Genomic DNA, 22,723 nt, shown 5'->3' on the forward strand with positions numbered 1-22,723 from the left:
GGCTAGCAGATCAGAGTTTGCATAACTTAACGCATCAGCAACCAGGTATAGCTCTCAGCAGGAATAGTTACTGTACAGGTGACCATACCTTGCCCGTCTACTTTCAGTTGTTCAGTTTTACCCTCCAGTTCACTCAAACTAACAGTTTTATTCAATCCGGTATAATAAACCGGCAAGCGTAATGTACGGGTCATCGTACTTTTAGTCGGATTGTATAATACCGCCAGTCCTTTTTCTTTCCCTTGCGGATCCACATGCAGAATACCATCCCAATCTCTTCCGTCAGGCCTTCTCAGGTGCACCACATCCGCATTAAGGATATGACGGTACTTTTTATACCAATCCACGACCTCTGTGACCATCTGTTTCGTTCTTTCCGTATCATAAAGTCTCGGACCGCGATAACAGGCTTGCACCCCGGCCGCATAGTACTGCACCATCAGTTGCTTATAGTCTTCAAGATGCTCATCCAAAGGCTCGATAACAGCATCTGCACCACCGCCGTGATACGCTGTCAGCGGAACAAAGCCCCAGCTCATAGACGGCGTTCGCTCCCAGGTACCATCATATATATTCTGACGGTTCAATATTTTCTGCTGTGTGCGCGATAATGCAAAATTCACTTCTCTGTATCCCAGTCCGATCTTATTCGTACCATCCAGAAAATACCAATCCGGCGCATTTATATACACATCCATTGCATTCAGCTCATGGAAGATCTTTTTTTGAATATTCATTTGCGCCCATTGCGAATCTTCAAGCCCCTTATGTCCGGGATGATTATGTGAAGCACATACATCTCCGGGATACGGACCATCCATTTCCAGAATATCAAATCCTGTTTTTTTAAAAAAATCAACAATGGCTTCGGCATATTTCAATCCCCATTCACTGGCCATACATGGTGCATTTCCAAAAAATGCGCCTCCGGGCTTCCCTGTCTTCGGATCTATAACATCAGTTTCTCCAGAGATCTTACGGGAACTGAACAGCGTATATCCTCCAATCCTTACCCCTTTACTTTTGGCATATGTCGCCAGTTTTTTCCATTTAGCATGATTAGCAGCAGAATTATCTTCCATATTAAGATGACTTCCAAAACTCAATATCACTGCTTCATAACCTACTGCTGCAGCCTGATCAACCGCTGCCCGCACATCATCATCATTTTTACTTACTAAATGCATAAAGATCGGATTTGCAGTCACCCATGGAGACAACAGGCGGTACATGCGCCGAACAGCAAGCCCTCTTCGCTCCCGGTCATAGCTATCATGTAACAGCTCATATGTCTTGACCGACTCAAACTCATTACCATCTGCTACAGCTATATCAGAAACTTTAGCAGGGTAGATCTTAACCCTAACCGGGGTCTTCAGATCATAATTGACCTGAGAAGTATAGGTTGAATCTGCCTCCCAATGTGTTGTCTGGTCCGAAAGACGGTATTGCATAGCATTATTGTATGCATAATTGGTTTCAAAATATATACCGCTTTGCTTTAGCATCTGATTGGTCTCCCCTACCACTGCAGATTCTTCCTCGACCAGACTCAGCACTTCGTGAACGACTCTGTTCACTGTCAAAGATTTTCCAGATTGATTTATTATGCTAACCCACTTACGGATCACAGGAAGTTTATCATAGATCTCATAATGTACCTGAACTGTGATTCCTTTTAAATTTGGATGCTGATAACGAAATATAACAGCCTTTCCCTTTGGATTGCTGCTATTGCTACTCCAAAAGACACGATTCGCTTTTATAGGAGTGCTCAGGGGAACAATCTCATGTGACGCATAATAAAACCCGTTTTGCTTCTTTTTAAATGACGGAAGCCATTCGGCCAGTAAATATGCTTTCTCTTTCTGGCCATCCAGCCCTCCCACAGCATAATCTGCACCATTAATATTAACCCATGCTTCCGGCTCCACGGCCCGGATCAGTTGCTGACCGGTACGCAGATTACTGTAATCATAGCACACCAGATCCGGAGCCAACCGAAATGAGCGACGAACAAGACCATTATCCAGTATCACATCAGCCCGATCCTTTGTTTCGTATATCTCAGCTTTATATTCTTCCGCATTGATCAGCCAGTCTTTACCGGCAGCCCTGGAATAATGAGCATCTGTATACAATGGGTTACTCTGTGCCATTACCCCCATATGAGACAATAACAGCAAACCGAAACAAATAAAGGCAGCTTTTTTCATGGATAAGTTTTCTTAATTGATAGCCCTAACATACGGAATTTAACAGAGAGCCCTCTGCAACTTTTTGATTACCTTACAAGTAGGTAAAACAAAAAAGGAGGATATTTCCATATCCTCCTTTAATTTATTGAATTTCTTTATTGAATTATTGCTTAGTTCCGTTAAATGAATATTCCAATTGTCCTTCAGAAGTTCTTTCTGCTAAAAACATCAATCCTTTATTCTCGAAAGTATAAATAAGAGATCCCTGAGGTTCTGTAGCAACAGCCTGAATAGAGATATTCATATTATTTATTACTTCAAGTTCTCTTACAGGCAGATTCAGGGAAGTATTCTGTGCTGTTACTTTAACCTTTTTATCATTCACTTTTGTAATGACTAATGTTTGATCAAATACTTCTGCGCCACCGATAATTTTGATCGTACCTTTGTAGTTTCCTAATACAGCATCTATACTACCTCCGCTTGGCGTAGGATCGTCTTTATCAGAACAACCCACAAATGCAACCATTACTAAGGCCACTACCATTAAATACATCGCTTTCATTTTCATAATATCAATTGTTTTTTTGTAAATAAATTTTAGTTTTTCATGCTCAGCCTTGCAAATCTATGGCCAAAAGAAGATCAAAACCGCATTGCAAACCCATAAAAATGAAAATTACCCGTAAACAGGTACATGATTTTCAGGTACTGAAAAACAACATCTTCAGGTATGTACTAAAAACAACACATCAAAAAAAACAATTAAATTTTATTGGCTAACTATTTAATATTCAAAACAGAATCGCTATCTTTGCGGACTTTAAAAAATTATTTTTAATAAATTTTATAATCAAAAACAGGTAAATGCCTACTATTCAACAATTAGTTAGAAAAGGTAGAGTAGCTCTGGTAGACAAGAGTAAGTCTCCAGCGTTGGACAGCTGTCCACAGCGAAGAGGTGTGTGTACACGTGTATACACTACTACCCCTAAAAAACCAAACTCAGCAATGCGTAAAGTAGCTCGTGTACGTTTAACAAACGGTAAAGAGGTCAACGCTTACATCCCCGGAGAAGGTCACAACTTACAAGAGCACTCGATCGTATTGATCCGTGGTGGTCGTGTAAAAGATTTACCAGGTGTACGTTACCACATTATCCGTGGTGCATTAGACACTTCAGGTGTAGCAGGTCGTAACCAACGTCGTTCTAAATACGGAACTAAACGCCCTAAACCAGGACAAGCAGCTGCAGCTCCTGCAAAAGGTAAAAAGAAATAATTAAACGGAGGAAAGAGAAATGAGAAAATCAAAACCAAAAAAGAGAATCATTCTACCTGATCCAAAGTTTAATGACGTTCAGGTAACACGTTTTGTAAACAACATGATGTATGACGGTAAAAAATCTATCGCCTATGACATCTTTTACAAAGCAGTAGAATTAGTAGAACAAAAAACTAGCGAAAGTGGTTTAGAGACTTGGAAAAAAGCTTTAAACAACGTTATGCCAGCCGTAGAGGTTAAATCTCGTCGTGTAGGTGGTGCTAACTTCCAGGTTCCTATGGAAGTACGTCCGGAGCGTAAAATTGCTTTAGGTATGAAATGGTTAATTTCGTACTCACGCAGACGTGGTGAAAAGACGATGTTCGAAAAATTAGCAGGAGAAATCATTTCAGCTTCTAAAGGTGAAGGTGCTGCTGTTAAGAAAAAAGAGGATACGCACAAAATGGCAGAAGCCAACAAAGCGTTCTCACACTTCAGATTTTAATTTTGAAGAATTCAAAAAAATATGGATACACCGATTCCACAGTATAGCTTACGCTGTATTTAGAGTCGGTGTACTTATTTAAAAGCAAAACAAAAAGTTCATAGCGAACTAAGCGCATACAAAACTTATATGGCAAGAGACTTAAAATTCACTAGAAATATCGGTATCGCTGCTCACATCGATGCTGGTAAAACTACAACTACAGAGCGTATTCTTTACTACTCTGGAGTTAACCACAAAATTGGAGAGGTACACGAAGGTGCATCTACGATGGACTGGATGGAGCAAGAGGCTGAGCGTGGTATCACGATCACTTCTGCTGCTACAACAGTATTCTGGAACTACCGCGACCAAAAATATCAGGTAAACGTTATCGATACACCAGGACACGTGGATTTCACGGTTGAAGTAAACCGTTCTTTACGTGTATTGGATGGATTAGTATTCTTATTTTCTGCAGTTGATGGTGTTGAGCCTCAGTCTGAGACAAACTGGAGATTAGCAGATAACTACAAAGTGCCTCGTATCGGATTCGTTAACAAAATGGACCGTTCCGGAGCTGACTTCCTGAAAGTTGTAAAACAAGTTAAGCAAATGTTAGGTTCTGACGCTGTAGCGTTACAATTGCCTATCGGAGCAGAAGATACGTTCACAGGTGTAGTTGACTTAATCAACAACCGTGGTATCGTATGGAATGAGCATGACAAAGGTATGACCTTTACAGAAGTGCCTATTCCTGATGATATGGTTGAAGAAGTAGCAGAATACCGTGAAAAATTACTGGAAGCAGTAGCAGGATATGACGAGTCATTAATGGAGAAATTCTTTGATGATCCTAATTCACTGACTGAGCGTGAAATCTTAGATGCTTTACGTAAAGCTGTATTAGATAACGCTATCGTTCCTATGGTATGTGGTTCATCTTTCAAAAACAAAGGTGTTCAGACTATGCTGGATCTGGTAATGGAATTATTGCCTTCTCCTCTTGATGTAGAGGCTGTAAAAGGTACTAATCCGGATACTGGTGAAGAAATTGAGCGTAAACCATCTGTAAACGAGCCATTCGCAGCTTTAGGTTTCAAAATTGCGACTGACCCGTTTGTAGGTCGTCTATGTTTTATCCGTGCATACTCAGGTAAGTTAGATGCAGGTTCTTATGTATTGAACACTCGTTCAGGAAACAAAGAGCGTATCTCCCGTATCTTCCAGATGCACGCAAACAAACAAAACCCTATTCCATTTATTGAGGCTGGTGATATCGGTGCGGTAGTTGGTTTCAAAGACATCAAAACTGGTGATACGCTTTGTGATGAAAAAGCACCTATCGTATTAGAGTCTATGACTTTCCCTGAGCCGGTTATCGGTTTGGCGATTGAGCCTAAAACTCAGGCTGACGTTGACAAATTAGGTATTGGTCTTGGTAAACTGGCAGAAGAGGATCCTACATTCGTAGTAAAATCTGATGAAGAAACTGGTCAGACAGTTATCTCCGGTATGGGTGAGCTTCACTTAGAGATCCTTATCGATCGTCTGAAACGTGAATTCAAAGTAGAGGTAAACCAAGGTGCACCTCAGGTAGCATACAAAGAGTCTATCAACGGTACTACTGAGCACCGTGAAGTATACAAAAAACAATCAGGTGGTCGTGGTAAGTTTGCGGATATCAAAGTTGTTATCTCTCCTATTGATGAGGATTATGACACTACAAAATCTGCACTTCAATTCGTAAACGAGATTGTCGGTGGTTCTATCCCTAAAGAATACATTCCTTCTGTTCAAAAAGGTTTCGAAAGCTCATTGAACAATGGTGTATTAGCGGGTTATCCATTATCCGGAATGAAAGTTCGTTTGATCGACGGTTCATTCCACGCAGTCGATTCAGATTCATTATCATTCGAATTGGCAGCACGTATGGCTTACCGTGAAGCATTACCTAAATGTTCTCCTGTATTGATGGAGCCTATCATGAAAGTGGAGGTCCTTACACCAGAAGAAAACATGGGTGATGTAATGGGTGACTTGAACCGTCGTCGTGGTCAAATGCAAGGTTTGGACTCACGTAACGGAGCACAGGTTATCAAAGCATTAGTTCCACTTTCTGAGATGTTTGGTTATGTAACACAGTTACGTACTATCACTTCAGGCCGTGCGACTTCTACAATGGAATTCGATCACTATTCTGAAGCACCACGTAACGTTGCTGAAGAGGTTATCGCTAAATCAAAAGGTAGAGTTAAAGGATCAGTAGAATAATCCTTACTAAAAATAAACCGACCTCCTATTGCTAATCGCTCTAATAGGAGGTCATTTTAAACAAATATAAAATGAGCCAAAGAATCAGAATCAAATTGAAATCTTACGATTACAATTTAGTTGACAAATCAGCTGAGAAAATCGTAAAAACTGTAAAACCTACAGGTGCAGTTGTTAGTGGACCTATTCCATTGCCTACTGAGAAAAAAATCTATACGGTATTACGTTCACCACACGTTAACAAAAAAGCACGTGAGCAATTCCAATTGTGTGCTTACAAAAGATTGTTAGATATCTATTCATCTAACTCTAAAACTGTTGACGCTCTGATGAAACTTGAATTACCTTCAGGTGTTGAAGTAGAAATCAAAGTGTGATAGATTTCAGTCACTGAAAAAACAAGAAAGGCTTCTAATTTTTGATTAGAAGCCTTTTTTATTGATGTCTGTATAACAAAAAGTACTAAAACTGATAGCCTATTCCTACAGAGATTACACGGTTTTTCAGCGATGCATCATCTGAATCCTTTGCAAGATTTGTTAAACCAAAACTATATCCTCCATTTAGCATAAATCCGTTAGCCAGTTTATAGCCTGCAAGAAAATTAGCTCCTGCATCAAATCTGTTGAAGCCATCATCATCAAAACCAATATTTACGGAGAGTTTATCTACTTTCCCTTTGCTTCTAAGCCCTATGCCTGCATAGGGACCAGCTCCAAGGAATACTTTACCCGGACCTGCTGGAATATAATACACAAAATTTAAAGGCACTTCCAGATACATCACATTAATGCTACCGGTCTGCCTTGTTCCGTAAGACTGAGTTGTCTTACCTCCTTTACCCTGCAAAGATAATCCGGGTTGAAAACTGAAAACAGGTGATATGGGAGCATCTACATATCCCATTACATAAAAATTAGTCGAAGCATCAGAAGTAGCTGATATATCGCCAGCAGAAACACGTAATTTAGAAAAGTTAAGCCCAGCCTTAATGCCATAACTGGTCTGTGCCTGTAGGCCTGCTGAAAGTAGAATTGCAGCAGCAACCGTTAATAATGATTTTTTCATTGAATGGTTTATGGTAAATAAACCTCAAATATATATTTTAAACAGCAATTAGTGATCTACTATTAAAAAAAACAGTAGATAATAACTTTACTCAATAAGAGAATCAAAATTTACATATACTTCAATACTCCATAAAAAATCAGTAAAGAAGATATCTTCGTGCATTATGATAAGATGTGCTATATTGATTTAAAATTTATACGTCAACCCAAATTGAGCTGTATTGAAAAAATTATCAAATACATTTATATTGGTATTAAACTCTGTATATGCCTTTGCTCCTTCTGTATCTTGTTTGACTGTAGCAAAAGAAGCGACATTTGAAAACACAAAACCAGCGGCAATATGCTGTGTCAAAAAGTAGTTGGCACCAATTCCGGCATCAACAGTAAAACGATTCGCCTTAGGCTCTTTAGTCGTATTAGAATTGAATATTCTTTCTGTACTGATACTGCCATAACTACCTGTTAATTCTGCGTATGTCTTGAAACGTGTGCCGATTTCCAGAAAGTAATATCGTCCAAATACAGCAGCACTGAAAACATTTATTTTTGCTTCAGCTTTACCTAGTGATAATTGTATAACCTCTTTTTTGTTACTGAAACCTAACCCTGCACCTACTGCGATTTTATCGGTTACAAAGTATCCGAATTTTGGATTGAACAGAAGGTTAGACTTTTTACTGTCTGCGGTTTTATCATTTTTATTGGAAGATTGAAAAAATCCTTCCACAATAAAATCGGCCTTTTTGTATCCGAATTCCTGTGCCTGAGCCATAAAAGAAAAACCTGCGATTGCAAGAACCGTAAGTAATAGTTTTTTCATATAGAATATAATTAATTAATCGCACAATATAACATTTTTCTTCTATAACAAAAAAAGCGTAGATGAAAATTTCATCTACGCTTATATTAAGCATTCGTACGAGACGAATAGTTAAATTAGAATTTGTAAGTCAAACCAAATTTAGCTGTGTTGAAGAAGTTATCAAACACGTTGATATTTGTATTGAAGTTAGTAGTAGATTTAGCACCATCAACATCAACTTTAGATGAGTTGAATGATACGACGTCAGCAAAAGCAAAACTAACAGCGATACTGTTTGTCAGGAAGTAGTTAGCACCTACACCAGCATTGATTCCAAAACCTTTAGTTTTGTCAAATTTATCTGTAGTTGTACCGTTGTTAAATTCACCACCGATCTGGCTGTAACCAGCACCTAATTCAGCGTAAGTTTTGAAACGTGAACCTACTTCCAGGAAGTAGTAACGACCGAAAGCACCAATACCGAAAACATTGTTCTTAGTGTAGCTTTCTACATCGTTTGTAGTTTTTGTAGATTTAGTGTTACCAACACCTAACTCAAGACCTACAGCGATTTTATCTGTTACGAAGTAACCGAATTTTGGGTTGAAATTGAAGTTAGAAACTTTCTCTTCTTTTGATTTGTCGTTTTTGTTAGAAGACTGGAAGTAACCTTCAACGATAAAATCAGTTTTTTTGAAACCGAATTCCTGTGCTTGAGAAGCGAATGTTAAGCCTGCAACTGCAGCGATTGTAAGTAAAATTTTCTTCATATCTGTATGAATTTTTGTTTTATGATGGCGCAAAGGTAGTGCTTCAAAACACAAAAACAAAACATTTTACTGTCATTAATTAATCCTGAAAATAAGTATTATATACTACAGAAAAACTAACTGCAATTCGGTTAATCTTATAAACTACTCATACTCAGCTTATTTCTCAATCTTTTCTTCGCCTAATAAAAATCCCCATGGCTTTAATTCATCCACCCTGTCCATAACAATTTTTACAATTGCAAGAAGCGGAATCGCCAGAAACATACCTGAAATACCCCAGATCAGCTCTCCACAGACAATTGCCATCATCGCAAAAAGTGAATTTATTTTCACTTTAGATCCCACGACTTTCGGTACAATGACATTGCTATCTATCATATGGATAATGCTCATAGCTACAAACACAAACAGCACATGCGAGAAGGTAGATGTGGCGAAGGTAATCAAGGCTACAATAAACATCGAAGAGAAAATACCTATATACGGTAACACATTAAATACGCCGGTAATAATAGCCAGTAATAAACTGTATTTGACACCAATAATAGCCAAAGCAATATACACCAGGGTCGTGACAATCAACATCTGCAGCAATAACCCTATCAGGTATCTTTTGACCACATACTGGACTTCAGCAACGATCTCCAATACGATAGGATGATCTTCTTTAGCATTTAGATACAGAAGGAACCGAACAATATGCCCTCTGTAGATAAGAATAAAGAAGGTGTACAAAAATGTGAAAACCAGAAATATAGCTATAGATGAAAGTGACATCAGTGCAGTACCTAAGATCAATGTTCCGGAATCCACCGATTTAGATGCCGTCTTATTCAGAAGATTCATTTGTTCATTATACTGAATTCCGAACTGATGATTTACCCAATCCTGCACTACCTCTACTCCGTCAAGAATCTGATGTTTGAATGCTGGCCAGTCTTCCTGCAGCATAGACAACTGAGAGGCCAGCAGATACAGCCCTGTTGCCAATCCGCCGAAAAACAAGACGATACATACAATACCTGCAAGCGTGCGCGGAAAACGAAGCTTCCTTTCCAACAGCGTACTTATTGGTGTCAGCAGCATAGCAAACAGAATGCCCAATATAAGCGGTACAATAATAGTATCTCCTATTTTGGCCAGATATCCGAGAATAACAATGCTAATAAGGATACAGGCCAATTTTATATAAAAAGGTAAGGATATAAATTTTCGCATACGATCAGATTTTTTGGATAACAAACCTAAGTTAATAATGTTTTTGGGATAATGGCACAAAAAAGAGGTTGTCTGACAGACAACCTCTATATACTATTCGATAACTAACAGCTTAGAATTGGAAACCAACTCCAAATGATAGTACATTATTTTTTACTGAACCATTACTTGCTCCTGAGATATCAGTTAATCCGAAACCATAACCAGCATTGATTAAGAAACCATTTGATAATTTGTAGCCTAACATTGTGTTGATACCAAAATCAAATCTTTTAATTCCGTCATCTCCCCACTCTACATCGGTCTTAACGTCACCAGTCTTAGTTTTACCAGAAATACCGTAACCTACATATGGACCTGCACCTAAAAATACATTACCTGCTCCAGCGGGAATATAGTACACTGCATTAACCGGAACTTCCAGATACATCAAATCTGTTTTAGATTCAATATTATCTGTGAATTTAGTTTTGCCACCTTTACCTTGTAATGATAGTCCCGGTTGAATAGAGAAACTAGGTGCTACAGGAAGATCCGCATATCCTGTCAGATAGAAATTAGTGGAAGTACTTGTAGATGCTGAAGCATTACCACTTGAAACTGTCATTTTCGGCAAGTTTAGTCCTGCTTTAATACCATAACTTACCTGAGCCTGAGCTCCTGCAGCTAAAAGAAATGCTGCTCCTAATGAAAGTAAAATCTTTTTCATAACAATTTTCTTTAATTTTTTAATGTCCCTTTATAGACAGTAGTCATACAGCAAGTTTGAGACCAAAAAGAAAACCAAATAAAACAATTGACATAATTACCTGAAAACAAGTACATTCAAATAATGTTAAATTTTCTGACCTTAAGCTCCGGCTCTTTATAAGCCCTTTTTAAATCTGCTATATTCTGCTCTGTCACACATTTTAAAAATTTGTTTGTCCAATCCCTTTTTTATATCAAATAATAATTTTAATTTTGCATTCCCTTCAGGGGGATAAGTAATTAATATGGTCGGATGGCCGAGTGGCTAGGCAGAGGTCTGCAAAACCTCCCACAGCGGTTCGAATCCGCTTCCGACCTCGTTTTATTGACAGAAAAAAGATTTAACAAAATGGGAGTTACACGTTTAAAAAGAAAAGATAGAAGAAACAAAACTGTATCACGTGTTGAAGTACAGTTCTTGAAATTAGGTCGTAATATCGAATTAGGTTCTAAATCACAGATGCCTAAAGATAGTCAGATCACTAAAAACAACGCTATCTTAGATCAGTTAGCTTCAAAAGCGAAATAACTAAAGATTTTTTTATTTTTTCCTTTAAAGTTGCTTATCGCAACTTTAAAGGTTTTTTTAAGATGTCTGCCATTAGGTGGACTTTTTTCATAGAAGACAATACCGTCCCCTCGTCCATTCCAATTACTTTATCATTCTTATAGAGCATACCACTTGCCTTATCTTCTTTGGCAGAACTATGTGCGGAAACAGCCTTTGTATAAGACAGCAATCCGGCTATATTTTCTTCATTAACTCCGCCACCCGGCATAATCTCTATTCGTCCTTCAGCCTTATCAATCAATTCACGTAACAACTCCTTACCATCCCATGCTGTATTAGCTTGTCCAGAGGTCAGAATGCGGTCACAGCCGAGCGAAATAATATCTTCCAGACTGCTATAGGGATCTCTGCACTTGTCAAATGCGCGGTGAAACACCACTTTTAAGGGTCGCGCAACATCTATTATCTGTTGCATACGTGACATGTCTACATTTCCATCCTTGTCCAGAATACCCACAACTACTCCATCACATTTAACCTCTTTGCAATACTTCACATCCGCTAATATTTCATTAAATTCATCATCTGAATACAGAAAATCCCCGCCCCGGGGCCGGATTAGCACATGAATGCCTATGGAAAGTCTTTCACGTGTGATTCGGATCTGTCCGTAAGACGGCGTGGTTCCGCCATTTTCAAGATTCTGGCATAATTCAACCCGGCTTGCACCACCTTCTTCCGCTGCAACAGCAGAGGTAATTGAATTGGCACAGATCTCTAATCTATACCCGTTCAGATCTTTTTCTTTTCCAATCATACTTTTTTTTGCGTGAAAATACCAAAATTGATTAGCTTTAAAAAGATTGAAAAATTTATTACTATGAAATTCAAACTATTTTTGTCCCTCTTTATGTGCGCAGCCATGAGTATTTCATTTGCGCAGCATAAAAAATTTAAATTCATAGATGAGCTCTGTGAATACGAAGGAACGTATGACAGCAAAAAGTATACAGAGCAACAACTCAAAGATACGTACAACCTTTATTATGGAGAAAGCTGGTTACTTTCTGCTGCTGATTACAGACATCGAAGCAAACCAACCGAGCAGGTATTAACCGAACTAAAAAATGAATATCAAACTAAAAAAGCCAAACTAAAAGGTTTTCAGCTTGTCAAAAATCCTGTATTCACATCCTTCCGGGATTCTCTGATTTTGTCTCTGGATCAGGAATATCTAGCCAAATCAGCTTTGGTAAAAGCGTTGAAAGACCCCAAAGCTTTGTTGGAATATAAGGCGCCAGACACCTGTGCCATCAACTATACCAAACCTCTGGTAGAAGGAGGCGAAGCCTTGCTGAAAGCTTATGAAGTATTGACAAAGTATCAGATGAAAAATAACGGCAATCCTCAGCGCCTGTACGACAAATATCTTAGTAACATTCAAAGCAGCCAAAAGTATGAAGCCGCGTTTAATGAAGTTATTATTTATGGCTGGTGGAATTGTGTCAATCATTTTATTCCTCGTCCTACATATGACGCCAGATTTAGCGAAAACTATCACAAATTGTTCATCAAAGTCGATACACTAGACTGTGACGAACCTTAATCTGAATATATGCATCTGTCACTGCTGAGAATACATCATGTCGCTGTAATATGCAGCGATTATCCGGTATCCAAAAAATTTTATACGGAAATACTGGGTCTGCATATTATTCAGGAAACATACCGAAAAGAACGGGATTCCTACAAATTGGATCTGGCTATTGGTACGGATTACATCCTGGAACTTTTCTCCTTTCCTACTCCTCCGTCTCGTCTATCCCATCCGGAGGCCTGCGGATTGCGTCATCTGTCTTTTTTAGTACAGAATATTAAGGAAGAGGTTGCCAAACTAGATAAGGCCGGCATACCTCATGAACAGATCAGGACTGACGAGCTGACAAACAAAGAGTTTGTGTTTTTTGCCGATCCGGATGGTTTGCCCATCGAATTGTACCAACTATAGAATTACAGGAATCTACCATCTGATTAGGATGGGCTAACAAAAGAACTGCAATACTAAGAGCTAAAATAAAAAAGGTCTTCAATCGGGGAGATTGAAGACCTTAACTAACCAATTATTAACCTAAATTATGAGCTGTAAAGGTAAGGATGATCCTGACCTTTGCCAAAATTCTACCGACCTTTAACGTACTTTTAACATTCCTGCTTCCTCAAGCAAATCGTGCCTATCTATGATCCCCACATTAAAGCAGCAAGATTAAAAAATCAAAAAAAAGCAAACAAAAAATAATACAATGTGTTAGCTATTAATAACATAACTATAAACTACATATTGAATAACACTTAAATACTTCAAGGGTCATGTCTATTATATCAAAAGAAACAGAGATTCAGGAACGTTTGAGTAGTGTCTATGACGCTTTAAAATCAACGAAAGAACAATTGCGTAATGAATTAAGTGTCTTACGGGAGCGATATGAAGATGCCTGTCTTCATCATATAGAATCCGGTTTTCAAAAGGAACAAGTATGGATACAGGAATCCGACAATCACCATCGCAAATATCTGGAATATGATATCCACAATTTTTTACTGGACATAATATCCGACTACCGTGATCTGGACGGATATTTTCCTGAATATTCTTTAATGGTTAACAATATTGAAGAACTTATGTTTGCGTACGTGAATGAAGAGAAATATGAAGTAGCGGCGATCCTTAAACAATGGCTCACCCGCTTCCAAATTGTCGACTCTATCTGATATTCACCTACTTACACAACCGATTATTCTTACAAACTCCGACATTCAGTATACAGTATTGATGCTCAGATATAGCGCTGAACAGCTTCTAATCCTATTATATATTGACGTTACCGGCGGTTCTTTTTTTGTTGGCCGGGAGCAAATTCTTTTGCAGATTTTTTTCCGTAGACTTTTTTTGCCTGCCCCGGAGGCATTCCTCCATTTCCTCGACCCTGACTATGATGCGTAGCACAAGAGCCTAATGTCCCTAATATAAAAACCAGTGCTGACGCATATATAATAGTTTTTTTCATCTCTTTGTCTTAAAAAATGTTCCACATCAGAAGCCCAACAATCAGGCCATATTTACGGCATTTTGGATCCCGGCTTTAGCACTTCATCCGTAAAATGTTCTCGATGAGGTTCCTGAGCAAACTTTTCCTGATTATAAGTTTGAGATTTTCCTTTAGGTATGGACAGACTCTTCCAGTTGGATCCGACCTGCATCTTTCCCAGTACCACAATCTGTCCAACGTGATAAGGATAGTGCGCCAGTTGGCGGTTAATAGCTTCCATTACGGTATGTCCCTGATTTCGGATATAGATGATACGGTCCAGATCAGACTCCTTCAATCCGAGAAGTGCTCTGAACAGACAATCCCAGCCTGATTCCCAGTAAATAAGCAATTCATCTCTGTTGTCATAGTGCAGTTCAAATTCCTCATCTCTGTTTCGCCAGGATTTCTCCCCGTCTTCTGTGAGAAAGTTTGTCCATCTGGATAACATGTTTCCGGCCAAATGTTGTATAATAAGCGTAATACTGTTACCATCTTCATGAGATAACCAGAAAAGTTGCTGATCATTCAATTGCAAAAAAGTAGAATCTGCAAGATTTTTATAATATTCAAATTGCTTTAAAACACTTTCCAAATAAGCCATATTTTTTATTTTTAAGTATCCTTAAAGATACCTACTTTTAAAAACAAATTAAATACGGATGAGAAAATTAGATACTGCAGGATTGGTTATTGTAAAAGAGGACAGTGTATTACTGGCTTTCAGTAAGAACAAGAAAGCCTGGTATCTGCCGGGTGGAAAAGTTGATCCGGGAGAAACTGCACAACAGGCTTTGATAAGAGAAATAGAAGAAGAATTGAATGTTAGTCTGGATCCCGATCATATTCAATACTACAAACATATTCAGGCTCCGGCTTATGGAGAAGATCAGCTGATGATGGAGCAGGAATGTTTTATATATCACTCAGATATACATCCTAAAGCAAGTCAGGAAATCGAGGAGGTATCTTACTTTGATTACGCTACTTACCGGAAAGAAGCTATACAGGTTCCGGGTGTCATTAAGCTATTTGAAATACTGAAGGCAGACCAGATCATCCATTATTAAGCAGCGGATTACAGGATTATGGAAGCTCTATAATCCTTAAATTACGAAAATGTATTTCGGCTCCTTCTGATTCAAGACACAGATATCCTTTACGGGAAGAGGATTGGCGAACTCCGTTGACAAACTTACCGTTAACCGAAAGTTTGACAGTACCATCTACACAGACAACCTCATAGGTATTCCATTCCCCTTTTCCTTTTGCCCGGTTTTCTATTGACTTACTGCGTTCGCCGCGAGGATTATCCGGAATGGTCGTCACTCCACCTGCACCGAAAAGTTCTCCGTGCACGTATGCGATTGGTGGTTTGACACCATCTCTGATGTGCTGATTAACCCAATCCAGCTCCAGCATCTGCACCTCTACGCCCGCCGGCAGACGTGTACCTTCCTGCGGAACGGCATCGCACCAGACAAATACGCCTGAATTCCCACCTGCTTCCATATGCTTCCACTCTACATGAAGTATAAAATTCTCATACATTTTTTCTGACCGCATCACTCCTATCGGAAGTCCTTTGCAAATCAGCAGATCCTTTTGCTTATACCATGTTTCCGGACTGGTATTGACATCTATCCATTGAATAGGCTTTGCTTTTATATGGGTATTACCAGTCAAGGTGCTCAAAGGAACCTCTGTACCGAAAGAAAGTGTTGTCTTATCCTGTGCCCTGAGAGTGGTGCTCAATAAAATCAAAAAGAAAAAAGGAATTAAATAACGTTTCATATAGGCTTATAATGTGCTTGTCAGGTTATATGATTAACAGCTCTGAAAATAAGATATTTTTAATAAACCTGAAAGTTTGCAACTAAAATTATACAAGCTCTGATGACCAAACATCTTTACACTTAATCTTTATTGATGTTTTCGATAAATAAATGATTTTTCGGTGTAAATAAATGTCTGCAGAAATATTACAATGAAGAATGCAACAGGTTTAAAAATGGGAATGAGAGTTTCCAAGTCGTTATACAATTGAAAAATATAAAATTTTCCCGGAGAATAACTATTTCATTAAAAATGATTAGTTTTTGTTCGCAGAGACTTTTACCATTACCTATCATTCAACAGCATCAGACCCGATTTATAATTCACACATATTTTCTGAATAATGATATTGAAATTCACAACAAACTAATCGTCAATACGATAAATAACCTGATCTTTATCAAAGCCGTCATAAAACACATGTAACCTACCACAATTTGAACAATGTGCCACAATTATCATCTTACTGTAAAGGTCTTCTGCGTTTACCTCTTTATCAAAATATTTCTCAAAAGAAACATCTGAAATCATTAGATATTGGTTAGCGCTAGGAATTTCGCTTAGATTTATTATGTAGTCACAAACACATCTTATTTTTGGCATAAAAAATTATTTTGGCATTATTATTATATTTTTAATATTAGTAGCTCCACTACCCTGAACTCTCTGCAAAATATTGTTTAATTGTGTTCCCACAACGTTTGTTTTTGAAAGATCTATAATAACCTACTGTTTGAGAATTTTCATGTGCTACCACAGATACAATCGCATTTACACTATTAGTTACTGGTTTAAATATCATCCAAGCTTACACTCGATCTTAGTAAACTACTGGTAGTATACTTATAAAGTACCGCAGACAAAGCCGTCTACAACATTCTGACTACTCTCTATTTTAAGATACTCAAAGTTAAGACGATAGCTCTATATCTTTATTCATATCTGGCGTAGATCAGTTCTCCTTCTTCATCTATATCTTCAAAGCAATAATTTGTGACATAGAATTTCACTTCTGACACAGATTCATCAATATTTTCAAAATCGCCGGATATTTCTCCACAAACTGAAAAATAAATATCTTCTTCTTCTTTAATTAATGCTCTATCAGAATAAACTGAAAGAATTAGTTGATCACCTTTTAATTTAACAAAAACAAACCGAATACTTGATAATACATTAAATAATAAGGCTCTATTAGACGACAATCGTAATTTATCTAACATACTCATACGTAACTATTTTTTAGGATTAACTGGAACTACTTTAAGGTTAGCTGACTGTATCATAAATTTATTTGGGAGCAAATTCAAGTCTTGTAGCCCACTTGGGTTATCAGCATTAATATAACAATCCTGTAGCATCTTCAACTTCAATCACAACAGTCACCAAGTCTTTAATAGATTAACTCTATCATCAATCTTTAGAACTATGATAGGTTATGGATTCTAAATCTCCAGTTTTCATTATCTTGCAAACTCCAATATTTGCGATTAACTTTAAACTCCTCATAGGATATCTCATTATGATCTTTATTTACAAATAAAAATTCAAACTTTTTACTATCAAAAACATTGTTTCTATGCAATATTTTAAAAATAAATGGTGCTGTCCATTGTTCATCTGTATTTTCAATACCCCAAATCATTACACCGGAAATAATCAACTTATTCTCTTCGAATAAAACTTTTTCAAGAAGACTGTCATTTATCCATTTCTCCTTATCCCAATCTTCAAAATTATCTTCCATCAGCTTTTGTAATAATGCAGCTAATAAAAAAGAGGTATCTCCCATAATTTCGTTATAATACACCTTACTAATTTGAGTATTTTTATAGCAAAATTTTTCAAATTCTTCGATCAATAATTTAATAATTTCATCATCTTTCATCATCTTATTCTTTTAAATATTTCTCTAATGCTTTTATGAAATCTTGCTCTGCACCTTGCCTTTGGCCATGCCCCCTATCTCTACCTAACTTTGAGGTAACCTCTATTCTTTTTTGTACACTTTTTCTCAATTCCACTAATAATATAGTTAATCCTCTCTTGAATAATGTACAAAAATCCTTAACTTTTGGCAAAATACCATGAACCTTTCCTGTACCATCAAGTGTAGATAATAATGCTTTTTGTACTTTTAAAAAGCCCTTTCCTCCAATTAAATCTCCTGCAGTACCTCCTAAAAGCTTCCTTTTTATTTTCCCATAACTATCAATATCATATGTTATTCCTGTTTACGGATCTGTATAAGTTCTTTCATTTCCTAAAAATCCCAAATATGACCTAAAAGACTATTTCTTCTCTGATATATCTGCTCACCTGTTCTATCTTTTAAATCGTAAGGTTTCTTTTCTGGAGGATCCTGTTAGTTTTTCTTTTTCCCTCCTTTATCCTGATCATCTCCCTGCACTTGTTGCATGAACTCAGCAATATCATTGGGATCATTAGTAGACCAGCCTTCTGCTGTTGCAACCCACATACCATTAGGGTCTAACTTTCCTATCGGATCATTAAGTGCATAATTGTATGCTGAATAGGGATAGTATTTCTCCGCCAACGGATCCATCACATTCCATCTTCCAATTACCGGATCATAGAATCTGGCTCCATAGTCTAACTGGCCGCCTAACTCTTCCTGTTTCTCTTTGCCAACACTTGTCAGCCCACTGGCTGATAAAGATACTTATTATTTCCATATACCGGATTTGGGGATTTCTGTAAACCAAAAGGATAGTAATCATCTCTTTGGAGTACCTCTACAGCATTTGTACCCGGATTCCTGTAGATGGTAGCTCTTATAACTTATTCTCTTACGCACATATTACACGTCTGCTCCAACAAGGAAGATTATAGGCATTATCTATAATATTTTGACCATGCCTCAAAATTCAGTTGTAATGTTTCGATCAAATTCTTTTTGATCCACTCTCTGTTGTTAGCCTCTTCAGTATAGAGAATTTCAAGAATTCCAATATTTACTATATTTAATACTTCACAATTATCACTTTGCCCTAATAAATTAATATACTCAAATGAATTTTTTACAAAAACACTTGTTGTATCTTCTATTATTCTACTTGCAAGATAAGTTGCAAATTCGTTCATAAAAAAATATATATTGTATTCCGAAGAGTATTTAAAACTCTCTTGTGAAGCTAAAATAACTTTGTATTCAGGAACTTTTTCATACAAAATATTACTTAAAGTATTAAAAATAAATATATCGATTTCTTTCAATTCTCTCATAAAATTCAATTACCATTTTAACCCTGTTCCGGTCGTCAAATCCTCTATTATTTCAAAAATAATCTTTCTATCTGATTCAACTACTTCGCCATAATTTCCCTTCAATAATTTCCGCATATTTTACAAAGCGTCTTTTGCTTTAGCCAGGTAGATGGTAGCTAACTTGTACACGGATACGCTCGCACCAGCGGGGAGATCTTTATTTTGTTAAGCCTCCCTTCTGATAACTTTCAAGGGCATTATATCTGGTTTACAGTTCACACATCTTTTCTATTTAATTGCTAAATCACTTTTTAATTATGTAATTACTTTTAACATAACTTTCTTTAATAAATACTACTAAATATTTGTATTGATTTAAGAGTGTATCCCCTTTATAATATCGATTAAAAAAGTCATTGCGTTCATCTCTATTATAATAATCAATTTTTTCTGAAGAATTAATGATCAGAGACTTTCCATAGCTATTATAAATAACATAATTTGTACTTAGCGTATCAAAAAGTATTATTATTATATTATCATTAGTGGTTTTTATATAATTTTTTGGTTTGGTTATACCATAGTACTTATCAAGTGTAATATAGCACTTGCCGCCTAATCTCTTCCACACAGTAATATATTTACCATTAGATATCTGATAAAACGAACGGGACTGATCAAGACACAGTAATAGTCCCGAAATTATAAGAAGAAAAATAATTAAAAATCTCATTCCATTTACTTTTTATATCGTATCATTTGCTTGCGAAATATTTCTATACCATTAAAATGTCCTTGCTTTTGAGCTTTCTGCGAAGGAGCTCCTTCTTTTGTTAAACTTCTATTCTGATAACTTTCAAGGGCATCAAATCCAATCCTCGCTTCTAACCAACTCAAACCTTTTCTACCCGCAACAAAACCCGCAGCATAGTTACCTATGTCTCGAGCAGATGCGACCTTTTTATTGAAGGGCATCCCTCTATATAAATAGTAATCTCCCTCTGCGTCTTTTTTATTAAAAGTAGCACCATGTTCTTTAAAGTCGTAATACTTCCCTCCAGTAGCATTTATCATATAATATTCCAGTCCAGAATTCCCTGCCAAAATATCCCGATCAAAAAAAATCTGTCCAGAATAATCAAACATATCAATCATAGCATTTTTAATAACAGTCCCATCTTCATTAAAGAAAGAATATTCAGTTAACATTTCTCCTAAAACCTCCCCTGTCCTATTACCTTTACTATCAACAACATAAATATTCTTATCAGAATTCACTCTTCCATTTAACACTTGATATCTACCGTCTTTTGTCTTGCCCACTTCAATTTCGTCAACTATCTTTGCTAGGAATTCTGCCATCTCATCTGGATCATTAGTTGACATACCTCCAGGAATAGTTACCCACATACCATTAGGATCAAGCTTACCAATTGGATCATTAAGCGCATAATTGTATGCTGAATAGGAATAGTATTTCTCCGCCAACGGATCCGCCACATTCCATCTTCCAATTACTGGGTCATCCGCCAGTAGGCGGACAGGTGTCATCTGGCTCCATAGTCCAGTTGGCCACCTAACTCTTCCTGTTTCTCCTTTCAATTACTTATCAGCGCATATAAACTAAGCCTTCTACATAATCCTTTATGCTTGTTACTTTGTACACCTTGTAATCTTTGATATATAATTACCAAGGTCGAATAATGATATTGAAATTCAAAACAAACTAATTGTCAACACGATAAATAACAGGGTCTTCATCAAAACCATCGTAAAAAACATGCAATCTGCCGCAATTTGAACAACGTGCAACTATTTTCATTGCCATGTATAATTGTTCTACATCTACTTGTCCTACATAAGTATCCATTTCTACATCGGAAATTATTAAGTACTGATTAGGACTTGGTATTTCACTTAAGTTAATTATATAATCACAAACACATCTTATTTTTGGCATAATGATAACTATTTTGGCATTATTATGATATTTTTAATATTAGTAGCTCCAGTTCCCTGAACTCTATTTAAAATATTATTCAGCTGAGAAGGAACAACACTTGTATTTGAAAGATCAATTACAACTCCTGTAGTTTGAGAATTTTTAGAAGCTACGGCAGATATTATCCTGTTTACATTAGAAGTTTGTGGTGTATAAACATCATAATTTATCCCATTTACAACTAAGTCAGACGTTTTACCTCCGGTTCTTGTACCAACGGGTCTTCTTAGAAAAACTCTATATCCTTGATCTTTAAGATAATTTGCAGCGTTAATCTCACTTTGAGAAAATTTACCGCCAGCTTCAATAACTAGACTACCTGTATTATTTCCAAAATTTATCCACCCTCCTCTAAGACCTTGTACAGTTCGCAATGATTTTTCACCTCCAAAACCAACAAATAATGTACGAATTCCTAATAACGCTTTATTGAACTCTAACAATGTTTCATTTTGCCATTGTATAGATTCCTGTTTTTGCTTTTCAAATTCCTCTGACGAGAGTTTCTTTTGCGGGGGATCCTGTTGATTTTTCTTTTTCCCTCCTTTATCCTGATCATCTCCCTGCACTTGTTGCATGAACTCAGCTATCTCACTCGGATCATTAGTTGACCAGCCTTCTGCTGTTGCAACGTCTAACTTTCCTATCGGATCATTAAGCGCATAATTGTATGCTGAATAGGGATAGTATTTCTCCGCCAACGGATCCATCACATTCCATCTTCCAATCACAGGGTCATCCGCCAGTAGGCGGACAGGTACCATCTGGCTCCATAGTCCAGTTGACCACCTAATTCTTCCTGTTTTTATTAGCCAATTCCCAGATTATCGGAAAGTAATTACAATATATATCACTTCCATTTCACTACTATATCACTTCCACAAATAATATCTATTATATTATTAACATTTCCTATCGAATAGTGTTTCAGCCCCCAATCCTCAAACATTTCCCTACTTTCCATATGAAACCATTTTAAATAACTGGAATTATCAGAGATTACAAATCTCCTATAGGATGGGTTTTCATATAATGTTTTTAATCGAGCTCCCTCATCAACAACTCGATACGCCATTACTCCTTTAATTTTAAATTCTAATACTTTATTATCCTCCATTTCTGCTAACCGAATGGTTAGTATACCTTCAATATCCGATAAACTTACAAAATACAAATCTTTAGGAATTGGAGTAATAATAGGTTCCCATTTTATAAAATCATTCAT

At 37.0% G+C, this 22,723-nt stretch carries 29 protein-coding genes and 1 tRNA gene; 10 read left to right on the top strand and 20 right to left on the bottom strand.

Annotated elements, in window-relative coordinates; all coding sequences use genetic code 11:
• Window positions 1-26: 26 nt before the first annotated feature.
• Both I6J02_RS01660 and I6J02_RS01665 read right to left on the bottom strand, forming a co-directional pair.
• Window positions 27-2,216, bottom strand: coding sequence for an alpha-galactosidase (locus tag I6J02_RS01660; RefSeq protein WP_201680118.1), 2,190 nt, complete (start codon window positions 2,214-2,216; stop codon window positions 27-29).
• Between the two features lie 145 nt (window positions 2,217-2,361).
• On the bottom strand, window positions 2,362-2,769 hold the full coding sequence (locus tag I6J02_RS01665) for a hypothetical protein (RefSeq protein WP_201680119.1): 408 nt from the start codon (window positions 2,767-2,769) through the stop codon (window positions 2,362-2,364).
• Window positions 2,770-3,065: 296 nt separating this feature from the next.
• Between I6J02_RS01665 and rpsL the strand changes: the two genes are divergently transcribed.
• The 4 genes from rpsL to rpsJ all read left to right on the top strand — a co-directional run bounded on the left by rpsL (window position 3,066) and on the right by rpsJ (window position 6,596).
• Window positions 3,066-3,479 carry a 30S ribosomal protein S12 gene (gene rpsL, locus I6J02_RS01670; protein ID WP_002993550.1) on the top strand — a complete coding sequence of 138 codons (414 nt, stop codon included), beginning with the start codon at window positions 3,066-3,068 and terminating at the stop codon, window positions 3,477-3,479.
• A gap of 19 nt (window positions 3,480-3,498) precedes the next feature.
• Entirely contained in the window at window positions 3,499-3,966 is a 468-nt protein-coding gene (rpsG, locus tag I6J02_RS01675; RefSeq protein WP_002993544.1) for a 30S ribosomal protein S7, read from the top strand.
• A gap of 129 nt (window positions 3,967-4,095) precedes the next feature.
• Window positions 4,096-6,219, top strand: coding sequence for an elongation factor G (gene fusA / locus I6J02_RS01680; RefSeq protein WP_201680120.1), 2,124 nt, complete (start codon window positions 4,096-4,098; stop codon window positions 6,217-6,219).
• Between the two features lie 71 nt (window positions 6,220-6,290).
• Window positions 6,291-6,596 carry a 30S ribosomal protein S10 gene (gene rpsJ, locus I6J02_RS01685; RefSeq protein WP_002993539.1) on the top strand — a complete coding sequence of 102 codons (306 nt, stop codon included), beginning with the start codon at window positions 6,291-6,293 and terminating at the stop codon, window positions 6,594-6,596.
• Between the two features lie 85 nt (window positions 6,597-6,681).
• On the opposite strand, the gene I6J02_RS01690 is transcribed toward rpsJ, so the two are convergent.
• The 5 genes from I6J02_RS01690 to I6J02_RS01710 form a co-directional block, all read right to left on the bottom strand.
• Entirely contained in the window at window positions 6,682-7,287 is a 606-nt protein-coding gene (locus I6J02_RS01690) for a porin family protein (RefSeq protein WP_201680121.1), read from the bottom strand.
• A 189-nt stretch (window positions 7,288-7,476) separates the two neighbouring features.
• A complete protein-coding gene (locus tag I6J02_RS01695) occupies window positions 7,477-8,112 on the bottom strand; it encodes an outer membrane beta-barrel protein (RefSeq protein ID WP_201680122.1) in 636 nt (211 codons plus the stop codon).
• Window positions 8,113-8,228: 116 nt separating this feature from the next.
• Entirely contained in the window at window positions 8,229-8,864 is a 636-nt protein-coding gene (locus tag I6J02_RS01700; RefSeq protein ID WP_201680123.1) for an outer membrane beta-barrel protein, read from the bottom strand.
• A 159-nt stretch (window positions 8,865-9,023) separates the two neighbouring features.
• The gene (locus tag I6J02_RS01705; protein ID WP_201680124.1) at window positions 9,024-10,085 is read right to left on the bottom strand and encodes an AI-2E family transporter; all 1,062 of its coding nucleotides are present in this window, start codon (window positions 10,083-10,085) and stop codon (window positions 9,024-9,026) included.
• 112 nt (window positions 10,086-10,197) lie between these two features.
• A complete protein-coding gene (locus tag I6J02_RS01710) occupies window positions 10,198-10,794 on the bottom strand; it encodes a porin family protein (RefSeq protein ID WP_201680125.1) in 597 nt (198 codons plus the stop codon).
• 288 nt (window positions 10,795-11,082) lie between these two features.
• On the opposite strand from I6J02_RS01710, the gene I6J02_RS01715 reads away from it, so the two are divergent.
• Together I6J02_RS01715 and I6J02_RS01720 are read left to right on the top strand one after the other, a co-directional pair.
• Window positions 11,083-11,153: transfer RNA gene (locus I6J02_RS01715), tRNA-Cys, on the top strand.
• Window positions 11,154-11,184: 31 nt separating this feature from the next.
• Window positions 11,185-11,364, top strand: a complete 180-nt coding sequence (locus tag I6J02_RS01720) for a hypothetical protein (protein ID WP_002993525.1) — start codon at window positions 11,185-11,187, stop codon at window positions 11,362-11,364.
• Between the two features lie 34 nt (window positions 11,365-11,398).
• Here the strand turns inward: I6J02_RS01720 and I6J02_RS01725 are convergent, their stop codons facing one another.
• On the bottom strand, window positions 11,399-12,163 hold the full coding sequence (locus I6J02_RS01725; RefSeq protein ID WP_201680126.1) for a copper homeostasis protein CutC: 765 nt from the start codon (window positions 12,161-12,163) through the stop codon (window positions 11,399-11,401).
• A 63-nt stretch (window positions 12,164-12,226) separates the two neighbouring features.
• Here I6J02_RS01725 and I6J02_RS01730 point away from each other — a divergent pair, with 63 nt between their 5' ends.
• From I6J02_RS01730 to I6J02_RS01740, 3 genes are all read left to right on the top strand, one after another.
• Window positions 12,227-12,952: a hypothetical protein gene (locus I6J02_RS01730; RefSeq protein WP_236582249.1), complete on the top strand. Its 726-nt coding sequence runs from the start codon at window positions 12,227-12,229 to the stop codon at window positions 12,950-12,952.
• 9 nt (window positions 12,953-12,961) lie between these two features.
• Window positions 12,962-13,354, top strand: a complete 393-nt coding sequence (locus tag I6J02_RS01735) for a VOC family protein (protein ID WP_201680128.1) — start codon at window positions 12,962-12,964, stop codon at window positions 13,352-13,354.
• Between the two features lie 359 nt (window positions 13,355-13,713).
• Window positions 13,714-14,115 (top strand): hypothetical protein, encoded by a 402-nt coding sequence (locus I6J02_RS01740; RefSeq protein ID WP_201680129.1) that lies wholly within the window; start codon window positions 13,714-13,716, stop codon window positions 14,113-14,115.
• A gap of 110 nt (window positions 14,116-14,225) precedes the next feature.
• Here I6J02_RS01740 and I6J02_RS01745 read toward each other — a convergent pair whose 3' ends face one another.
• Window positions 14,226-14,411, bottom strand: coding sequence for a quinol oxidase subunit 4 (locus I6J02_RS01745; RefSeq protein ID WP_201680130.1), 186 nt, complete (start codon window positions 14,409-14,411; stop codon window positions 14,226-14,228).
• Between the two features lie 52 nt (window positions 14,412-14,463).
• Complete coding sequence (locus I6J02_RS01750; protein ID WP_201680131.1) at window positions 14,464-15,036, bottom strand: DUF1572 family protein; 573 nt, start codon at window positions 15,034-15,036, stop codon at window positions 14,464-14,466.
• Between the two features lie 58 nt (window positions 15,037-15,094).
• Here I6J02_RS01750 and I6J02_RS01755 point away from each other — a divergent pair, with 58 nt between their 5' ends.
• Window positions 15,095-15,502 carry an NUDIX hydrolase gene (locus I6J02_RS01755; RefSeq protein WP_201680132.1) on the top strand — a complete coding sequence of 136 codons (408 nt, stop codon included), beginning with the start codon at window positions 15,095-15,097 and terminating at the stop codon, window positions 15,500-15,502.
• Between the two features lie 16 nt (window positions 15,503-15,518).
• On the opposite strand, the gene I6J02_RS01760 is transcribed toward I6J02_RS01755, so the two are convergent.
• The 10 genes from I6J02_RS01760 to I6J02_RS01800 all read right to left on the bottom strand — a co-directional run bounded on the left by I6J02_RS01760 (window position 15,519) and on the right by I6J02_RS01800 (window position 22,723).
• Window positions 15,519-16,226 carry a DUF1080 domain-containing protein gene (locus I6J02_RS01760; protein WP_201680133.1) on the bottom strand — a complete coding sequence of 236 codons (708 nt, stop codon included), beginning with the start codon at window positions 16,224-16,226 and terminating at the stop codon, window positions 15,519-15,521.
• A gap of 408 nt (window positions 16,227-16,634) precedes the next feature.
• The gene (locus tag I6J02_RS21695) at window positions 16,635-16,871 is read right to left on the bottom strand and encodes a hypothetical protein (RefSeq protein ID WP_236582250.1); all 237 of its coding nucleotides are present in this window, start codon (window positions 16,869-16,871) and stop codon (window positions 16,635-16,637) included.
• A gap of 329 nt (window positions 16,872-17,200) precedes the next feature.
• The gene (locus I6J02_RS01765; RefSeq protein WP_201680134.1) at window positions 17,201-17,497 is read right to left on the bottom strand and encodes a hypothetical protein; all 297 of its coding nucleotides are present in this window, start codon (window positions 17,495-17,497) and stop codon (window positions 17,201-17,203) included.
• A 197-nt stretch (window positions 17,498-17,694) separates the two neighbouring features.
• Window positions 17,695-18,159, bottom strand: coding sequence for a hypothetical protein (locus I6J02_RS01770; protein ID WP_201680135.1), 465 nt, complete (start codon window positions 18,157-18,159; stop codon window positions 17,695-17,697).
• Window positions 18,160-18,633: 474 nt separating this feature from the next.
• On the bottom strand, window positions 18,634-18,930 hold the full coding sequence (locus I6J02_RS21885) for an RHS repeat-associated core domain-containing protein (protein WP_317191829.1): 297 nt from the start codon (window positions 18,928-18,930) through the stop codon (window positions 18,634-18,636).
• Window positions 18,931-19,124: 194 nt separating this feature from the next.
• Complete coding sequence (locus I6J02_RS01780; protein WP_201680136.1) at window positions 19,125-19,514, bottom strand: hypothetical protein; 390 nt, start codon at window positions 19,512-19,514, stop codon at window positions 19,125-19,127.
• Between the two features lie 720 nt (window positions 19,515-20,234).
• Window positions 20,235-21,098 carry a hypothetical protein gene (locus I6J02_RS01785; RefSeq protein ID WP_201680137.1) on the bottom strand — a complete coding sequence of 288 codons (864 nt, stop codon included), beginning with the start codon at window positions 21,096-21,098 and terminating at the stop codon, window positions 20,235-20,237.
• A 124-nt stretch (window positions 21,099-21,222) separates the two neighbouring features.
• A complete protein-coding gene (locus tag I6J02_RS01790; RefSeq protein WP_201680138.1) occupies window positions 21,223-21,456 on the bottom strand; it encodes a hypothetical protein in 234 nt (77 codons plus the stop codon).
• 8 nt (window positions 21,457-21,464) lie between these two features.
• Window positions 21,465-22,229, bottom strand: coding sequence for a hypothetical protein (locus I6J02_RS01795; RefSeq protein WP_201680139.1), 765 nt, complete (start codon window positions 22,227-22,229; stop codon window positions 21,465-21,467).
• A gap of 119 nt (window positions 22,230-22,348) precedes the next feature.
• Window positions 22,349-22,723 carry a hypothetical protein gene (locus I6J02_RS01800; protein WP_201680140.1) on the bottom strand — a complete coding sequence of 125 codons (375 nt, stop codon included), beginning with the start codon at window positions 22,721-22,723 and terminating at the stop codon, window positions 22,349-22,351.

Source organism: Sphingobacterium spiritivorum, assembly GCF_016725325.1.
Classification (GTDB): domain Bacteria; phylum Bacteroidota; class Bacteroidia; order Sphingobacteriales; family Sphingobacteriaceae; genus Sphingobacterium.

Excerpts from the sequence above, each read along its gene's own strand:
- I6J02_RS01660 (WP_201680118.1), bottom strand. The coding sequence starts at position 2,216 with ATGAAAAAAGCTGCCTTTATTTGTTTCGGTTTGCTGTTATTGTCTCAT.
- I6J02_RS01665 (WP_201680119.1), bottom strand. The coding sequence starts at position 2,769 with ATGAAAATGAAAGCGATGTATTTAATGGTAGTGGCCTTAGTAATGGTT.
- rpsL (WP_002993550.1), top strand. The coding sequence starts at position 3,066 with ATGCCTACTATTCAACAATTAGTTAGAAAAGGTAGAGTAGCTCTGGTA.
- rpsG (WP_002993544.1), top strand. The coding sequence starts at position 3,499 with ATGAGAAAATCAAAACCAAAAAAGAGAATCATTCTACCTGATCCAAAG.
- fusA (WP_201680120.1), top strand. The coding sequence starts at position 4,096 with ATGGCAAGAGACTTAAAATTCACTAGAAATATCGGTATCGCTGCTCAC.
- rpsJ (WP_002993539.1), top strand. The coding sequence starts at position 6,291 with ATGAGCCAAAGAATCAGAATCAAATTGAAATCTTACGATTACAATTTA.
- I6J02_RS01690 (WP_201680121.1), bottom strand. The coding sequence starts at position 7,287 with ATGAAAAAATCATTATTAACGGTTGCTGCTGCAATTCTACTTTCAGCA.
- I6J02_RS01695 (WP_201680122.1), bottom strand. The coding sequence starts at position 8,112 with ATGAAAAAACTATTACTTACGGTTCTTGCAATCGCAGGTTTTTCTTTT.
- I6J02_RS01700 (WP_201680123.1), bottom strand. The coding sequence starts at position 8,864 with ATGAAGAAAATTTTACTTACAATCGCTGCAGTTGCAGGCTTAACATTC.
- I6J02_RS01705 (WP_201680124.1), bottom strand. The coding sequence starts at position 10,085 with ATGCGAAAATTTATATCCTTACCTTTTTATATAAAATTGGCCTGTATC.
- I6J02_RS01710 (WP_201680125.1), bottom strand. The coding sequence starts at position 10,794 with ATGAAAAAGATTTTACTTTCATTAGGAGCAGCATTTCTTTTAGCTGCA.
- I6J02_RS01720 (WP_002993525.1), top strand. The coding sequence starts at position 11,185 with ATGGGAGTTACACGTTTAAAAAGAAAAGATAGAAGAAACAAAACTGTA.
- I6J02_RS01725 (WP_201680126.1), bottom strand. The coding sequence starts at position 12,163 with ATGATTGGAAAAGAAAAAGATCTGAACGGGTATAGATTAGAGATCTGT.
- I6J02_RS01730 (WP_236582249.1), top strand. The coding sequence starts at position 12,227 with ATGAAATTCAAACTATTTTTGTCCCTCTTTATGTGCGCAGCCATGAGT.
- I6J02_RS01735 (WP_201680128.1), top strand. The coding sequence starts at position 12,962 with ATGCATCTGTCACTGCTGAGAATACATCATGTCGCTGTAATATGCAGC.
- I6J02_RS01740 (WP_201680129.1), top strand. The coding sequence starts at position 13,714 with ATGTCTATTATATCAAAAGAAACAGAGATTCAGGAACGTTTGAGTAGT.
- I6J02_RS01745 (WP_201680130.1), bottom strand. The coding sequence starts at position 14,411 with ATGAAAAAAACTATTATATATGCGTCAGCACTGGTTTTTATATTAGGG.
- I6J02_RS01750 (WP_201680131.1), bottom strand. The coding sequence starts at position 15,036 with ATGGCTTATTTGGAAAGTGTTTTAAAGCAATTTGAATATTATAAAAAT.
- I6J02_RS01755 (WP_201680132.1), top strand. The coding sequence starts at position 15,095 with ATGAGAAAATTAGATACTGCAGGATTGGTTATTGTAAAAGAGGACAGT.
- I6J02_RS01760 (WP_201680133.1), bottom strand. The coding sequence starts at position 16,226 with ATGAAACGTTATTTAATTCCTTTTTTCTTTTTGATTTTATTGAGCACC.
- I6J02_RS21695 (WP_236582250.1), bottom strand. The coding sequence starts at position 16,871 with ATGCCAAAAATAAGATGTGTTTGTGACTACATAATAAATCTAAGCGAA.
- I6J02_RS01765 (WP_201680134.1), bottom strand. The coding sequence starts at position 17,497 with ATGAGTATGTTAGATAAATTACGATTGTCGTCTAATAGAGCCTTATTA.
- I6J02_RS01770 (WP_201680135.1), bottom strand. The coding sequence starts at position 18,159 with ATGATGAAAGATGATGAAATTATTAAATTATTGATCGAAGAATTTGAA.
- I6J02_RS01780 (WP_201680136.1), bottom strand. The coding sequence starts at position 19,514 with ATGAGAGAATTGAAAGAAATCGATATATTTATTTTTAATACTTTAAGT.
- I6J02_RS01790 (WP_201680138.1), bottom strand. The coding sequence starts at position 21,456 with ATGCCAAAAATAAGATGTGTTTGTGATTATATAATTAACTTAAGTGAA.
- I6J02_RS01800 (WP_201680140.1), bottom strand. The coding sequence starts at position 22,723 with ATGAATGATTTTATAAAATGGGAACCTATTATTACTCCAATTCCTAAA.